Origin of the sequence: Enterobacter sp. ECC-219, from assembly GCF_043966805.1 — a bacterium.
GTDB classification, from domain to species: Bacteria; Pseudomonadota; Gammaproteobacteria; order Enterobacterales; family Enterobacteriaceae; genus Enterobacter; species Enterobacter cloacae_N.
Genome location: NZ_CP143680.1, coordinates 2,731,640 through 2,746,467 on the forward strand (window position 1 = coordinate 2,731,640; position 14,828 = coordinate 2,746,467).

The 14,828-nt window shown below is 54.7% G+C and carries 15 protein-coding genes; 9 read left to right on the top strand and 6 right to left on the bottom strand.

The genetic code is table 11. The annotated features are described in order from the left end of the window. Positions 1-31: 31 nt before the first annotated feature. The 4 genes from fdhF to ycgZ all read right to left on the bottom strand — a co-directional run bounded on the left by fdhF (position 32) and on the right by ycgZ (position 3,239). The gene (fdhF, locus tag V1603_RS12965) at positions 32-2,182 is read right to left on the bottom strand and encodes a formate dehydrogenase subunit alpha (RefSeq protein WP_395312730.1); all 2,151 of its coding nucleotides are present in this window, start codon (positions 2,180-2,182) and stop codon (positions 32-34) included. 184 nt (positions 2,183-2,366) lie between these two features. Beyond that, the gene (locus V1603_RS12970) at positions 2,367-2,645 is read right to left on the bottom strand and encodes a biofilm development regulator YmgB/AriR family protein (protein WP_116340453.1); all 279 of its coding nucleotides are present in this window, start codon (positions 2,643-2,645) and stop codon (positions 2,367-2,369) included. Between the two features lie 29 nt (positions 2,646-2,674). After that, positions 2,675-2,995, bottom strand: a complete 321-nt coding sequence (locus tag V1603_RS12975; RefSeq protein WP_116340451.1) for a hypothetical protein — start codon at positions 2,993-2,995, stop codon at positions 2,675-2,677. A gap of 4 nt (positions 2,996-2,999) precedes the next feature. After that, a complete protein-coding gene (gene ycgZ, locus V1603_RS12980; RefSeq protein ID WP_163328985.1) occupies positions 3,000-3,239 on the bottom strand; it encodes a regulatory protein YcgZ in 240 nt (79 codons plus the stop codon). Positions 3,240-3,577: 338 nt separating this feature from the next. On the opposite strand from ycgZ, the gene V1603_RS12985 reads away from it, so the two are divergent. The 9 genes from V1603_RS12985 to V1603_RS13025 all read left to right on the top strand — a co-directional run bounded on the left by V1603_RS12985 (position 3,578) and on the right by V1603_RS13025 (position 12,657). Next, on the top strand, positions 3,578-4,798 hold the full coding sequence (locus tag V1603_RS12985; RefSeq protein ID WP_395312731.1) for a diguanylate phosphodiesterase: 1,221 nt from the start codon (positions 3,578-3,580) through the stop codon (positions 4,796-4,798). A gap of 188 nt (positions 4,799-4,986) precedes the next feature. Further along, entirely contained in the window at positions 4,987-5,718 is a 732-nt protein-coding gene (locus V1603_RS12990) for a MerR family transcriptional regulator (protein ID WP_192981576.1), read from the top strand. Between the two features lie 310 nt (positions 5,719-6,028). Continuing rightward, positions 6,029-6,397, top strand: a complete 369-nt coding sequence (gene sufA / locus V1603_RS12995; protein WP_116340443.1) for a Fe-S cluster assembly scaffold SufA — start codon at positions 6,029-6,031, stop codon at positions 6,395-6,397. Between the two features lie 8 nt (positions 6,398-6,405). After that, entirely contained in the window at positions 6,406-7,896 is a 1,491-nt protein-coding gene (gene sufB / locus V1603_RS13000) for a Fe-S cluster assembly protein SufB (protein WP_032657798.1), read from the top strand. Positions 7,897-7,905: 9 nt separating this feature from the next. Then, positions 7,906-8,652, top strand: coding sequence for a Fe-S cluster assembly ATPase SufC (sufC, locus tag V1603_RS13005; RefSeq protein ID WP_116340441.1), 747 nt, complete (start codon positions 7,906-7,908; stop codon positions 8,650-8,652). Continuing rightward, a complete protein-coding gene (gene sufD / locus V1603_RS13010) occupies positions 8,627-9,898 on the top strand; it encodes a Fe-S cluster assembly protein SufD (RefSeq protein WP_395312732.1) in 1,272 nt (423 codons plus the stop codon). Before sufC ends, sufD begins: the two co-directional genes overlap by 26 nt. Then, the gene (gene sufS / locus V1603_RS13015) at positions 9,895-11,115 is read left to right on the top strand and encodes a cysteine desulfurase SufS (RefSeq protein WP_395312733.1); all 1,221 of its coding nucleotides are present in this window, start codon (positions 9,895-9,897) and stop codon (positions 11,113-11,115) included. The genes sufD and sufS overlap by 4 nt, the downstream gene beginning before the upstream one ends. Positions 11,116-11,129: 14 nt before the next feature. Continuing rightward, the gene (gene sufE, locus V1603_RS13020) at positions 11,130-11,546 is read left to right on the top strand and encodes a cysteine desulfuration protein SufE (protein ID WP_028012869.1); all 417 of its coding nucleotides are present in this window, start codon (positions 11,130-11,132) and stop codon (positions 11,544-11,546) included. 97 nt (positions 11,547-11,643) lie between these two features. Beyond that, a complete protein-coding gene (locus V1603_RS13025) occupies positions 11,644-12,657 on the top strand; it encodes a L,D-transpeptidase family protein (protein WP_395312734.1) in 1,014 nt (337 codons plus the stop codon). Positions 12,658-12,717: 60 nt separating this feature from the next. Here V1603_RS13025 and lpp read toward each other — a convergent pair whose 3' ends face one another. Then, on the bottom strand, positions 12,718-12,954 hold the full coding sequence (gene lpp, locus V1603_RS13030; protein ID WP_001082307.1) for a murein lipoprotein Lpp: 237 nt from the start codon (positions 12,952-12,954) through the stop codon (positions 12,718-12,720). A gap of 309 nt (positions 12,955-13,263) precedes the next feature. After that, positions 13,264-14,676: a pyruvate kinase PykF gene (gene pykF / locus V1603_RS13035; protein ID WP_045284943.1), complete on the bottom strand. Its 1,413-nt coding sequence runs from the start codon at positions 14,674-14,676 to the stop codon at positions 13,264-13,266. Positions 14,677-14,828 lie beyond the last annotated feature (152 nt).

Genomic DNA, 14,828 nt, shown 5'->3' on the forward strand with positions numbered 1-14,828 from the left:
GGTGTGGTGCTGATGCCACCCGGCAGATGCATCAGACATTCACTGCGTTAATCAACCGCGTTTTCATCGTCTGGTAAGACGACGCCGCATAATCCTCCGCCCAGCGCTGGTCCTCAATCGCCTCCAGTTGCACCGCGCAGTACTTCGTTTCCGGGGTTTTGGAGATGGGATCGAGGTTATCCTGGGTTAGCTCGTTGCAGGCGCCAATCCACCACTGATAGGTCATATAGACCGCCCCGGCGTTGATGCGCTCGCTGATGCTGGCGCGGGTAATCACCTTGCCGCGACGTGAACGTACCCAGACCAGCTGTCCGTCGGTAATGCCCAGTTTGTCCGCATCGGCAGGATTCATTTGCACCCGACCCGGCTCATCGGCCAGGCTCTGCAGCGCGGCGCAGTTCCCGGTCATCGAGCGGCAGGAGTAGTGTCCCACTTCACGTACCGTACACAGCACCAGCGGGAAATCTGCATCCGGGGTTTCCGCCGGCGCGCGCCACGGCGCGGCAAACAGTTGACCCTTGCCTGTTGGCGTGTCGAACTGATTGTTTTTGTACAGGTACGGCGTTCCCGGATGATCGAGCGTCGGGCACGGCCACTGCACGTGCCCCATCTCGCCCATTTTTTCATACGTCACGCCATAGAAGAGAGGGCACAGCTCGCGCATCTCGTCCCAGATCTGCTGGTTGGAGTCATAATGCATCGGGTAGCCCATCTCGGTGGCGAGCAGGCTGATGATCTCCCAGTCGCGCTTCACGTTGCCGCTGGCCTCAATGGCTTTGCCAAAACGCTGGAAACCCCGGTCGGCGCAGGTAAAGACGCCGCCGTGTTCGCCCCAGGAAGTGGCAGGGAGCAGAACGTCCGCCACTTCCGCCGTTTTGGTCATAAAGATGTCCTGAACCACCACAAAATCGAGGGCGTCAAAACCGCTGCGGACGAGACCGAGATCGGCTTCCGTCTGAAGCGGATCTTCCCCCATGATGTAGTAGGCCTTGACCTTGCCTTCCAGCGCCAGATGAGGCACCTCGGTAATGCGCGTCCCGACCCGATCGTCCATTTTATTGACGTCAATCCCCCAGGCATCGGCGAACTTCTGCCTGACCGCCGGATCGGTCACATCCTGATAGCCGGGGAACATATTCGGCAGAACGCCCATATCACAGGCACCCTGAACATTGTTTTGTCCGCGTACGGGGCCGACGCCGACGGCAGGACGGCCCAGGTTGCCGGTCAGCAGTGCAAGGCTGGAAAGCCCTTTGACGACATCGACGGCCTGACCAAACTGGGTCACGCCCATTCCCCACATTACGGTGGCGGAAGGAGCCGCCGCGAAGGTGCGCATTGCCTGACGTACGTCTCGGGCGGGAATGCCGGTAAGATGCTCGACCTTCTCCGGCGCATAGTCTTTCACCGTTTGACGATAGGCCTCAAGCCCTTCCGTAAACCGCGCGACATAGTTTTTGTCGTACAGCTCCTCTTCCAGCAGCACATAGCCAAAGGCGTTCACCAGCGCCATGTTGCTGCCGTTTTTCAGCTGCAGGTGCTGATCGGCAATGCGCGCCGTTTCGATGCGGCGCGGATCGCAGACGATGATTTTCGCGCCGTTTTCACGGGCTTTAAGCACGCGGCGGGCGACGATAGGGTGAGAGTCTGCGCAGTTATAGCCGAATACCAGCAGACATTTAGAGTGCTCAATATCGTTGATGGAATTACTCATCGCACCGTTGCCGAGGGTCTCCTGTAACCCTGCCACGGAAGGACCGTGACAGACGCGCGCGCAGCAGTCGACGTTGTTGGTGTGCAGCACCGCACGGGCAAATTTTTGCATGACGTAGTTGGTTTCATTGCCGGTTCCGCGTGATGAACCGGTAGTCATGATTGACCGCGGCCCGTGTTGCGCTTTAATGCTGCTGAGCTTCTGGGCGGTGTATCGGATAGCCTCCTCCCAGGTCACGGGAGTGAATGCTTCGCCTTTACGGTAGCGGATCATTGGCTGGGTCAGGCGTGGGGTGAGGAGGCGGGTATCGTTGAGGAAGTCCCAGCCGTAAAATCCTTTCAGGCATAAAGTGCCCTGGTTTGTCACCCCTTCTGCCGCTTCGGCACGGATGATACGGTTATTCTCAACGACAAGGTTTAATTTGCAGCCTGCACCACAGTAAGGGCAGACGCTGGCGATTTTTTTCATCAATAACAGACCTGTTAAGAAATGAAGCAAAATGACTGGTAAGCCCAGTCCCGTAAAAGGGAGTAAGCAGAAACCATGCCATCTTTATAGCGCTTATTTAACAGGGGATTATGAAGAGAAAGCGTGTCATCGTCAGAACGTTCGTCAGTTTTGACGATGACACGATTGCGGAATGGCAGGGTGCTTAAACGTCATCCATGGTGTAGCCCACCACGATTTCAAGCGTCTTACGAATAACATCCGCCTGAACAACGTCGTTGGTCGCTTCCAGCGTCTGAATGAGCCAGAGAATGATGGCTTTATTGGACAGATGTCCTTCAGAAGCCAGAACACAGCGTACTGCAGTAGAAAAAACAGCAGACTCTTCAGCAAAACGATCGCCTGCATGACGGAAATACTCCGACAGCGCGCTTTCTAAAAAAGCAGAATGGTATTCGGGTTGCAGCTGAATATTTTGTCTCATTTGTTCTCACCGTAGCTGTTAAATTGCAGTCAATGTATTTTTTTGGGATCGGACGGTTTTCCCTTTCCAAATAACGGCACTACATTGTCTCTTTGATAACTGAGAGGTCCCTCTCTGTTCATTCGTCCTTGTGCGGCTCTGCGACGTTTTAATCCGAGGCTTTTTGATCCGATATCGGCAATCACCCTCGCAAGTGTCTCCCGCCGCCGGGGATCCTTTTCATGTGCTTTCATATCCCGCAGACGCAGAACCAGCGCTTCCGTTGTAACGGGACCGTGCTCCTTCAAAAGTGAAAGAACGGCTTGTCCAATCAGCTGGTCAGTCAGCGTGTCTGCGTCACTGCTTTTCATAACATTATCGTTCGAAGAGAAGACCAAGCAGCATGTGGTAATGCTGCTCCTCTTCCGGGCCATCGGCTCTTTCGAGGCGGCTTAATAGTTTGGTACAGAGCGATTTACGATTGAGGTTCCGCCCGTCGCTAAGGATCTCAACAACCACCTGACCGAGCGTTTCTTGCTGGGTAGGAAGAGAGGCTTTTTCGAAGTACTGTGCGATTGCTGCTGCGGAATCTGCGACGTGACCTTTCTGCTGCATGTTTCGCTCCTGTAAAATTTTGTAATCAGTAACGTTACATTTAAGGTATACACAATTTATAAATCTGTACATTAAAAATGTACAATTTTTTAAATTTAGTATGATATATTTTATAAAGTGCTTTTTATTCATGTGGTTAAGATGGTGTGGTGCATCGGTGAAATCACAGGATATATTGTACAAAGCTGTGCGTTGCAGTTAAGTTGTACAGCACGGAAAAAGGTCTCATTAAAAGCCGTAAATGGTTGAGATGTAAATTATTTGTCAGCCAATTAATGTGCTATAAATGATCCTTACCCACCTTTATTGTGGCCAAAACCCTAACCCCCAGGAATAGCATGCTTACAACCATCATTTACCGCAGTCATATCTGCGAAGACGTTCCAGTGAAAGCGCTGGAAACAATGGTCGCTGCTGCAAATAGTAAAAACCGGCAATCCAATGTCACGGGGATCTTGCTGTTTAACGGCACACATTTTTTCCAGTTGCTTGAGGGGCCAGCGGATCATGTTTCTGCTATTTATGAGCAGATCTGCAACGACACCCGCCACCATAACGTGGTAGAGCTGATGCGGGATCACGGGCCTGTCCGGCGTTTTGGCAAGGTGGGCATGGAGCTTTTTGATTTACGCCAGTTCGACAGGGATGAGGTGCTGCAGCAGGTGCTCAACAGAGGCACGACGCGCTACCAGCTGACGTATAATGACCGCCCGCTGCAGTTTTTTCGGACCTTTGTTGAGGCCACAGAAAAAGCGAACTATTTTGAACTGCCTCCTGCAGATTCATGGGATTTTGTTCCTGAAGACACGCACTTATCTGCACAACCTGAGGTGGTCGCGAAAGGGGCGGATTGTAGCTTTGCCTTTCAACCGATAGTCGATCCGTTTATGCAGCGGGTCGTCTCCTGGGAGGCGCTTCTCCGCACCCCGTCCGGCGACTCGCCGGGGGTCTACTTCGCCAACCGCTCGCGCGAGGACGTGTATACCTCTGATTTGCAAAGCAAGCAGGTAGCGCTCTCAATGGCCAGCGCGCTGGGGTTACAGGACCAGACGTTGTCTCTTAACCTGCTGCCTATGACGCTGGTCAATCTCCCCAACGCCGTGGACTTTCTGCTTACCGCCATCGAAGCAAATGGTTTTGTGCCCGAGCAAATTATGGTCGAGTTCACCGAGAGCGAAGCCATTTCCCGTTTCGATGAGTTCACAGACTCGGTCAGGCAGTTAAAAAGTGCGGGGATCAGCGTAACGATCGATCACTTTGGTGCCGGTTTTGCCGGGCTACAGCTGCTGGCCCAGTTCCAGCCGGACAGAATTAAGATTAATCGTGATCTGGTAGCGAACGTGCACAAAAGTGGTCCGCGTCAGGCTATTATTCAGGCGATTATCAAATGCTGTTCTTCGCTGGAAATTCAGTTCTGCGCGGTCGGCGTGGAGAAGGCGGAAGAGTGGATGTGGTTGGAGTCTGCGGGGATTTCGCAGTTCCAGGGACATCTTTTTGCCAGCCCCCGGCACGGCGGTATTCCGGCCATTGCATGGCCAGAGAAAAAATTCGACTTTTGATAAAGCCGGGCGCAATTGAGTCGGTCTGGCTGTACGAATGGCAAATTTTGTACAACAATGTATTAACAGGTGGATGGTGGAATGCCCCATTCACCTGGGCAAAATACGGTCTTAGTTATACAAATGGTTTGTACAATCTGATAAGGTTGGTGCAGTTAGGTATGGAAGTTCTGAGCGTGAGGGAGTTAATGGCCTATTACAGTATCGGCGAAGTAGCCGAACGATGCGGTATCAACCCCGTTACGCTGCGTGCCTGGCAGCGCCGTTATGGATTGTTGAAGCCGCAGCGCAGCGAAGGGGGTCATCGTCAGTTCGACGATGAAGATATCCTGCGTATCGAAGAGATCAAGCGCCTGATGAAAAGCGGCGTTTCGGTCGGAAAAGTCAAAGCCCTGCTGGAAAACAAAGAAGTTCTGACCCAGGGTAACTGGGCCTCGTTCCAGGAAGAGATGATGACCGTTCTGCGCTACGCCAGCCCGGCAAAGCTGCGTGCCAAAATCGGCGAATTTCGCCGCGACCACGCGATGGATGCGCTGATCGATAACATCATTTCCCCCGTCCGCCAGCGAATGAATCAGGATCAAAATACCGTACGCCACATGGCGAGCATGCTTGACGGTGTTCTGATTGAATTCGCGATTGCAAGCCTGGCGGAGTCGCGCAAGAAAGCGGGTAACGATGCGTTGCTTATCGGCTGGGAATGCGATGACCGGACCCACCTGTGGCTGGAAGCCGCGCGCTTATCGCACAAGGGCTGGCACATTGATGTTCTGGCCGAGCCGATTGATTCCCCGCGTCCTGAGCTCTTCCCGGGGCAAAAAATCTTCGTCTGGACGGGAAAAGCGCCAACACTGCGTCAGCAGGAACAGCTCGATCACTGGCGTGAACAGGGTTTTACCGTTTCATTTCATCACTCATAATCAGAGGCCTTGAGGGCCTTTTTTTGTTTTGGTCCCTTCCTGAACAAAAGCTATCTCAAAAATAGGCATTTCCGATGCATATTTTACTTTTCCTTTCGTCGCTGTTTCCTCCGTTCAATAATCCATTAATTTTCAAAGTATTGAACAATTAAATCCATCCCGCCCGCATCTCCTGACAGGGTCTATGCTTAATAAAAGTAGACAAAAAGGGCGGTTTAGCCGAATGCCCCTGCTGACAGAGGGTTGAAGTGATAATCGTTATCACTAACATGGTGTTATGCCCTGATGGCTAATCAGATGAGGTGGACCTATGGAACTGCATTCAGAAACCTTCAATCCTGCCGATTTTGCCTGGCGTGGTTTAACGCTCACGCCTGCGGCGGCAGCGCATATCCACGAGCTGGTGGCGAAAAAGCCCGAGATCCTCGGCGTACGCTTAGGCGTTAAGCAGACCGGCTGCGCGGGCTTTGGCTACGTGCTGGATACTGTCACCGCACCGGAAAAAGATGACCTGGTGTTTGAAACCGATGGCGCAAAGCTGTACGTCGCGCTTCAGGCTATGCCGTTTATCGACGGTACAGAGGTGGACTACGTACGGGAAGGTTTAAACCAGTTATTCAAATTTCATAACCCGAAAGCCCAGAACGAATGCGGCTGCGGTGAAAGCTTTGGGGTATAGGCGGTACTATGTCTCGTAATACTGAAGCAACGAGTGATGTAAACACCTGGAGCGGCGGACACCTCAACTATAAAGAGGGTTTTTTCACGCAGCTGCAGACCGACGAGCTGGCGAAAGGGATTAATGAAGATGTCGTGCGCGCCATCTCGGCCAAACGTAACGAGCCCGAGTGGATGCTCGAATTTCGCCTGAGCGCTTTCCGCGCCTGGCTGGAGATGGAAGAGCCGCACTGGCTGAAAGCCCATTACGACAAACTGAACTATCAGGATTACAGCTACTACTCCGCGCCCTCCTGCGGCAGCTGTGACGATACCTGCGCTTCGCAGCCCGGCGCGGTACAGCAGACCGGTGCCGAGAACAGCTTCCTGAGTAAAGAGGTGGAAGAGGCCTTTAATCAGCTTGGCGTCCCGGTTCGCGAGGGCAAAGAGGTGGCGGTGGACGCCATTTTCGACTCCGTCTCGGTGGCGACCACCTATCGCGAAAAGCTGGCCGAGCAGGGGATTATTTTCTGCTCCTTTGGCGAAGCGATTCATGACCATCCCGAGCTGGTGAAGAAGTACATCGGCACCGTGGTACCGAGTAACGATAACTTCTTCGCCGCGCTAAATGCCGCGGTAGCCTCTGACGGCACCTTTATCTACGTGCCGAAAGGCGTGCGCTGTCCGATGGAGCTCTCCACCTATTTCCGCATTAACGCCGAAAAAACCGGCCAGTTCGAACGCACCATTCTGGTTGCGGACGAAGGCAGCTACGTCAGCTATATCGAAGGGTGTTCTGCACCGGTGCGCGACAGCTATCAGCTGCACGCTGCGGTGGTCGAGGTCATCATTCATAAAGACGCGGAGGTGAAATACTCCACGGTGCAGAACTGGTTCCCCGGCGACGGCAACACCGGCGGTATCCTGAACTTCGTCACCAAGCGCGCGCTGTGCGAAGGTGAAAACAGCAAAATGTCCTGGACGCAGTCGGAAACCGGCTCTGCTATTACCTGGAAGTACCCGAGCTGCATCCTGCGTGGGGATAACTCCATTGGTGAGTTTTACTCGGTGGCGCTCACCAGCGGGCATCAGCAGGCCGATACCGGCACCAAGATGATCCACATCGGTAAAAACACGAAATCTACCATCATTTCGAAAGGGATCTCTGCCGGGCATTCCCAGAACAGCTATCGCGGGCTGGTGAAAATCATGCCGACGGCCACCAACGCGCGTAACTTCACCCAGTGTGACTCAATGCTGATTGGCGCAGACTGCGGGGCGCATACCTTCCCTTACGTTGAGTGTCGTAACAACACGGCCCAGCTGGAGCACGAGGCGACCACGTCGCGCATTGGGGAAGATCAGCTCTTCTACTGTCTGCAGCGCGGCATCAGCGAAGAAGATGCCATTTCGATGATTGTGAACGGCTTCTGTAAGGACGTGTTCTCTGAACTGCCGCTGGAATTTGCCGTTGAAGCACAAAAACTCCTCGCCATTAGTCTTGAACACAGCGTCGGTTAAGGAAAGCACATGTTAAGCATTAAAGATTTACAGGTTAGCGTGGAAGAGAAAGACATCCTGCGCGGTCTCAATTTTGACGTCAAGCCGGGTGAAGTTCACGCCATTATGGGGCCGAACGGCTCCGGGAAAAGTACGCTTTCTGCAACGCTGGCGGGACGCGAAGATTACGAAGTGACTGGCGGTTCGGTCGAATTTAACGGCAAAGATCTGCTGGAGATGTCGCCGGAAGACCGCGCGGGTGAGGGCATCTTTATGGCCTTCCAGTACCCGGTGGAAATTCCGGGCGTCAGCAACCAGTTTTTCCTCCAGACGGCGCTGAATGCGGTGCGCAAGTATCGCGGCCAGGAGGCACTGGATCGCTTCGACTTCCAGGATCTGATGGAAGAGAAGATCAAGCTGCTGAAAATGCCGGAAGACCTGCTGACCCGCTCGGTCAACGTTGGCTTTTCCGGCGGCGAGAAAAAGCGTAACGACATCCTGCAGATGGCGGTGCTGGAGCCCGAGCTGTGCATTCTGGATGAGACCGACTCCGGTCTGGATATCGACGCCCTGAAGATTGTCGCCGACGGGGTGAACGCCCTGCGCGACGGCAAGCGTTCATTCATAATCGTCACCCACTACCAGCGCATTCTGGACTATATCAAGCCGGACTACGTGCACGTGCTTTACCAGGGACGCATTGTGAAATCCGGTGATTTTACGCTGGTTAAACAACTGGAGGAGCAGGGTTATGGCTGGCTTACCGAACAGCAGTAATGCACTCCAGCAGTGGCACAGGCTGTTTGAGGCGCAGGGTAATACGCGCTCCGAGCAGGCGCAGCAGCATCTCCAGCAGATGCTGCGTCTCGGCCTGCCGACGCGCAAGCATGAGAACTGGAAATACACCCCGCTCGACGGCCTGCTGAACGGCGAGTTTGTGACGCGCCTGGCGGAGATCGACCCGGCCCGGCGTGACGGCCTGGCGCTGACGGTGGATGCGGTGCGTCTGGTCTTTGTCGACGGCGTCTGGCGCCCTGAACTGAGCGACGACGTTCAGGGGAGCGGGTTCGATATCGTGATTAGCGACGACCGCCAGAGCCTGAGCGCCCCGGTTCAGCCGGAAGTGTTTCTCCACCTGACCGAGAGCCTGGCCCGCAGCGTGACGCATATTCAGGTTAAGCGTAACCAGCGCCCGGCCAAACCGCTGCTTCTGATGCACATCACGCAGGGCGTGGAGGGCGATGAGATCAACACCGCGCACTATCGCCATCACCTTGATCTGGCGGAGGGAGCGGAGGCCACGGTAATCGAACATTACGTCAGCCTCAACGAGACCCGCCACTTTACCGGGTCGCGGCTGACGATGAACGTCGCCGCAAATGCGCAGCTTCACCACATTAAGCTGGCGTCTGAGAATCCGCAGAGCCACCATTTTGCCCATAACGATATAGCGCTGGGTCAGGATGCCGCGGCGTACAGCCACAGCTTTCTGCTCGGCGGCGCGGTGCTGCGCCACAACACCAGCACGCAGCTTAACGGTGAAAACACCACGCTGCGCATCAACAGCCTGGCGATGCCGGTCAAATCAGAAGTGTGCGACACGCGCACCTGGCTTGAGCACAACAAGGGCTACTGCAACAGCCGCCAGCTGCATAAAACCATCGTCAGCGATAAAGGGCGGGCGGTGTTTAACGGCCTGATTAACGTGGCCCAGCACGCCATTAAAACTGACGGGCAGATGACCAACAACAATCTGCTGTTGGGGCGCCTGGCGGAGGTGGACACCAAACCGCAGCTGGAGATCTACGCCGATGACGTGAAATGCAGTCACGGCGCGACGGTCGGGCGGATTGACGACGAACAGATGTTTTACCTGCGTTCCCGCGGCATCGACCGGCAGGCGGCGCAGAAAATGATTATCTACGCCTTTGCGGCGGAGCTTACGGAAGCGCTACACGATGGCGTATTGAAGCAGCAGGTGCTGGCCCGCATTGGTCAGCGTCTGCCCGGAGGCGAAGCATGAGTTTTCCCGTAGAGAAAGTGCGGGCCGACTTCCCGGTTCTGACCCGTGAAGTGAACGGTCTGCCGCTGGCCTATCTCGACAGCGCGGCCAGCGCGCAGAAACCGAATCAAGTGGTGGATGCGGAAGCCGAGTTCTACCGCCATGGTTATGCTGCGGTGCATCGGGGTATCCATACCCTGAGCGCCGAAGCGACCCAGCGCATGGAAAACGTGCGCACGCAGGTGTCCGCTTTCCTCAATGCACGTTCGCCTGAAGAGCTGGTCTTCGTGCGCGGAACCACTGAAGGGATCAACCTTGTCGCGAACAGCTGGGGCAACGCGCAGGTCCACGCGGGGGATAACATCCTCATCACCCAGATGGAGCACCACGCCAATATTGTGCCGTGGCAGATGCTCTGCGAGCGTGTCGGCGCACAGCTGCGGGTCATTCCGATGAATGAGGACGGCACGCTGCAGCTTGAGCAGCTTGACGCCCTGCTGGACGATAAAACGCGGCTGGTGGCGGTTACACAGGTCTCTAACGTGCTGGGCACCGAAAACCCGGTGGCAGAGATTATCGCAAAAGCCCATCAGGCCGGTGCGAAGGTGTTGATTGACGGCGCGCAGGCGGTAATGCACCACGCGGTGGATGTGCAGGCGCTGGACTGCGATTTCTACGTATTCTCCGGGCATAAGCTCTATGGTCCAACCGGCATCGGCGTGCTGTATGTGAAAGAGGACATTCTGCAGGCGATGCCGCCGTGGGAAGGCGGCGGATCGATGATTGCCACCGTAAGCCTTTCGGAAGGGACAACCTATGCCCGTGCGCCGTGGCGTTTTGAGGCGGGTACTCCCAACACCGGCGGGATTATCGGCCTGGGGGAGGCGGTGTCTTACGTTTCCGCAATCGGCCTGGACGCCATCCAGGAGTACGAACAGCTGCTGATGCACTACGCGCTGCAGGAGCTTGCCAGCGTGCCGGATCTTACCCTGTATGGCCCGGCCGACCGCCAGGGCGTGATTGCGTTTAACCTTGGGAAACACCACGCCTATGACGTGGGCAGCTTCCTTGATAACTACGGCGTGGCCGTCCGTACCGGGCACCACTGCGCCATGCCGCTGATGGCCTTTTACCAGGTACCGGCAATGTGCCGCGCGTCGCTGGTGATGTATAACACAATGGAAGAGGTCGACAGGCTGGTGGCGGGGCTTAAGCGCATTCACCAGCTGCTGGGCTAACGAAGAGGCAAAAGATGGCAGAACTGCCGGACAGAGATAAATTGCTGCGCAACTTTGGGCGCTGCGCAAACTGGGAAGAGAAGTACCTTTATATCATCGAGCTGGGGCAGCGTCTGCCGCCGCTCGGCGAAGAGGCGCATAACCCGGAAAACATTATTCAGGGCTGCCAGAGCCAGGTGTGGATTGTGATGGAGCAGTCTGACGACGGCACTATCGCACTGCACGGCGACAGCGATGCGGCCATTGTAAAAGGGCTGATTGCGGTGGTCTTTATTCTTTACCACCGGATGTCGGCGCAGGATATCGTTGCGTTCGATGTCCGCCCGTGGTTTGAAAAAATGGCCCTGACCCAACACCTCACCCCGTCCCGTTCCCAGGGGCTGGAAGCGATGATTCGCGCCATTCGCGCCAAAGCTGCAATCCTTAGCTAGACTTACAGAACAGCATTCATTCTGTTTCGCGAGGTGGTTCCCGCCTCGCTGGTTTTTCAGCTTTCTGGCGTCCTGCCAGTGAATAAGGAATCTCAGCATGAAGCGCGCGTCTCTAATAACTCTATTACTCGTCAGTTCGCTCGGTACGTTTAATTCGGCCCGCGCGATGGACTATCCGTTGCCGCCCGCAGGCAGTCGCCTGATTGGGCAAAATCAAACCTACACGATACAGGAAGGGGATAATAAGCTTCAGACCATCGCCCGTCGGTTTAATACGGCGGCGCAGGTGATCCTTGAAACGAACAATACCATTGCGCCGGTGAACCCGGCACCGGGTACCGTTATCACGATTCCGTCGCAGATGCTGCTGCCGGATACCCCGCGCGAGGGCATTGTGGTGAATCTGGCTGAGCTCCGGCTCTACTACTTCCCGCCGGGAGAAAATATTGTCCAGGTATTCCCGCTCGGCATCGGACAGTTGGGGCTGGAAACGCCGGTGAGCACCACCCGCGTAAGTCAAAAAATCCCTAATCCAACCTGGACGCCTACGGCGGGCATCAGAGCCCGTTCGCTGGCACAGGGTATTAAATTGCCTCCGGTCGTCCCGGCCGGGCCAAATAACCCGCTGGGGCGCTACGCGCTGCGTTTGGGTATTGGTAATGGGGAATATCTTATTCACGGCACCAGCGCGCCGGACAGCGTAGGCCTGCGCGTCAGTTCAGGCTGCATGCGCATGAACGCCCCGGATATTAAAGCCCTGTTCGAACAGGTACGGGTTGGCACGCGGGTACAAATTATCAATGAGCCGGTGAAGTTCTCGGTTGAGCCGGACGGGAAGCGTTATATTGAGGTTCACCGTCCGCTGGCGCAGGTGGAGGGCGAGAACCCGCAGATTTCGCCCATTAACCACTCCGCAGACTTTGCGACCTTTGTGTCTCAAGCCGGAAGCGACAAAGCGCTTATTGATAAAGCGCTGGCACGCCGCGCGGGGATCCCGGTTGACGTATCCGCGGGTAGCGGCCCGTCGGCCAGCAATAGCGTGCTGTCGGTACAGAACAGTCGGGTGTCGGCTGCGGTAGCTGAAGAGGAAGGGGAGAAGGTAACGCAGTAGTCGTTTGACGCAGGCAAAAAAAATGGCGCACAATGTGCGCCATTTTATTAACAGGTACTATTACTTACGGTATTTAGTAGCCTGGTTGTCCAGACGCTGGTTAGCGCGAGCTGCGTCGTCTTTAGCAGCCTGAACGTCGGAACGCATTGCGTTCACGTCGTTGCTCAGCTGGTCAACTTTAGCGTTCAGAGTCTGAACGTCAGAAGACAGCTGATCGATTTTAGCGTTGCTGGAGCAACCAGCCAGCAGAGTAGAACCCAGGATTACCGCGCCCAGTACCAGTTTAGTACGATTCATTATTAATACCCTCTAGATTGAGTTAATCTCCATGTAGCGTTACAAGTATTACACAAACTTTTTTGGGTTGAGAATATTTTTTTGATGGGAATACGCCTATTTTTGATCGTTCGCTCAAAGAAGCATCGAATCAGCCCTTTTTGAGTAAAAAGCTATGTAAAAAAAGGCATTTTTCATCGGATTCATCTTAGATAATTCGCAATTAAATAGAAAAACCCGATTTGCTTTTTGAATGAATTTGGCTAATGACGGTAATAAAAAAAGCGCCCATTGGGCGCTTTTTATCAAAACTAATTCGTTCCTGAATTACTACAGCACGTGAACGGAGGCCGTATTGGTCGTTCCGCTTGGTACCAGCGCACCAGAAACCATCACAACAACGTCGCCTTTCTGCGCCAGACCGCTTTCCAGAGCCAGTGCTTTACCCTGAATGTAGAAATCGTCAGTAGAGGCGATCTCTTTGACCAGGTGCGCAACCACGCCTTTGCTCAGCACCAGCTGACGTGCGGTGGTTTCGTTGGTGGTCAGGGCCAGGATGGTGGCATCCGGGAAGTATTTACGTACTGCGCGCGCAGATTTACCGCCCTGGGTCGCTACCACAATCAGTGGCGCTTCCAGTTTCTCAGCGGTTTCTACTGCACCGCGGCATACTGCTTCGGTGATGCGCAGCTTGCGGCTGTCGTTGTTGAAGTCCAGACGGCTTGTCATCACGCGGTCAGTACGTTCGCAGATGGTTGCCATGATGCCGACCGCTTCCAGAGGGTATTTCCCTTTCGCGGATTCACCGGACAGCATCACTGCATCGGTACCGTCGAGGATGGCGTTCGCCACGTCACCTGCTTCAGCGCGGGTAGGGCGTGGGTTTTTGATCATGGAGTCCAGCATCTGCGTTGCGGTGATAACCACTTTACGCGCGCGAACACACTTCTCGATCATCATCTTCTGCGCGAAGATTACTTCTTCAACCGGGATTTCAACGCCCAGGTCGCCACGTGCAACCATGATGCCGTCAGATGCTTCAAGGATTTCGTCGAAGTTGTTCAGGCCTTCCTGGTTTTCAATTTTGGAGATGATCTGGATCTTCTCGCCGCCGTGCGCTTTCAGGTGCTCACGAATTTCAACCACGTCGGAACGCTTACGGATGAAGGACGCCGCAACGAAGTCAACGCCTTGTTCGCAGCCGAAGATCAGGTCCTGTTTGTCTTTCTCAGCCAGTGCCGGCAGTGCGATGGAAACGCCCGGCAGGTTAACGCCTTTGTTTTCGCCCAGGTCGCCGTTGTTCAGCACTTTACAGATAACCTTGTTGCCTTCGATAGCGGTCACTTCCATACCGATCAAACCATCGTCGACCAGCACGGTGTTACCCACGGAGAGATCGCTGGTGAAGCCTTCATAGGTTACCGCAACGATTTCGCTGTTACCGACAACGGATTTATCGGTAGTGAAGGTGAAGGTCTGGCCCGCTTTCAGAGAAACGTCGTTACCGCCTTCCAGTTTGATGGTACGGATTTCCGGACCTTTAGTATCCAGCAGAATAGCGGCTTTTTTGCCAGTCTTGCTCATCACGTTGCGCAAGTTCTGGATACGCTGACCGTGCTCAGCATAGTCACCGTGGGAGAAGTTCAGACGCATCACGTTCATGCCGGCGTCCAGCATTTTGCTCAGCATCTCTTCGGATTCGGTTTTCGGGCCGATAGTACAAACAATTTTCGTCTTTTTCATGACAGTCTTAGTCTTTAAGTTGGGAAGGATATGGAAATCTCGCTCCGGGGGCGCACCGCCGCGGAGTCAAACCTGTGTTGCAAAAGAGTATATGACACGCACTAAGGATAGGAGACATCAAATGAGCGTGCAGAAGAAAGTGTGCCTGAGTG

Bases quoted from the DNA above. Each gene is read 5' to 3' on its own strand.
- V1603_RS12970 (WP_116340453.1), bottom strand. From the start codon at position 2,645: ATGAGACAAAATATTCAGCTGCAACCCGAATACCATTCTGCTTTTTTA.
- ycgZ (WP_163328985.1), bottom strand. From the start codon at position 3,239: ATGCAGCAGAAAGGTCACGTCGCAGATTCCGCAGCAGCAATCGCACAG.
- fdhF (WP_395312730.1), bottom strand. From the start codon at position 2,182: ATGAAAAAAATCGCCAGCGTCTGCCCTTACTGTGGTGCAGGCTGCAAA.
- pykF (WP_045284943.1), bottom strand. From the start codon at position 14,676: ATGAAAAAGACGAAAATTGTTTGTACTATCGGCCCGAAAACCGAATCC.
- sufA (WP_116340443.1), top strand. From the start codon at position 6,029: ATGGAACTGCATTCAGAAACCTTCAATCCTGCCGATTTTGCCTGGCGT.
- sufC (WP_116340441.1), top strand. From the start codon at position 7,906: ATGTTAAGCATTAAAGATTTACAGGTTAGCGTGGAAGAGAAAGACATC.
- V1603_RS12990 (WP_192981576.1), top strand. From the start codon at position 4,987: ATGGCCTATTACAGTATCGGCGAAGTAGCCGAACGATGCGGTATCAAC.
- sufD (WP_395312732.1), top strand. From the start codon at position 8,627: ATGGCTGGCTTACCGAACAGCAGTAATGCACTCCAGCAGTGGCACAGG.
- sufE (WP_028012869.1), top strand. From the start codon at position 11,130: ATGGCAGAACTGCCGGACAGAGATAAATTGCTGCGCAACTTTGGGCGC.
- lpp (WP_001082307.1), bottom strand. From the start codon at position 12,954: ATGAATCGTACTAAACTGGTACTGGGCGCGGTAATCCTGGGTTCTACT.
- V1603_RS13025 (WP_395312734.1), top strand. From the start codon at position 11,644: ATGAAGCGCGCGTCTCTAATAACTCTATTACTCGTCAGTTCGCTCGGT.
- V1603_RS12985 (WP_395312731.1), top strand. From the start codon at position 3,578: ATGCTTACAACCATCATTTACCGCAGTCATATCTGCGAAGACGTTCCA.
- sufB (WP_032657798.1), top strand. From the start codon at position 6,406: ATGTCTCGTAATACTGAAGCAACGAGTGATGTAAACACCTGGAGCGGC.
- V1603_RS12975 (WP_116340451.1), bottom strand. From the start codon at position 2,995: ATGAAAAGCAGTGACGCAGACACGCTGACTGACCAGCTGATTGGACAA.
- sufS (WP_395312733.1), top strand. From the start codon at position 9,895: ATGAGTTTTCCCGTAGAGAAAGTGCGGGCCGACTTCCCGGTTCTGACC.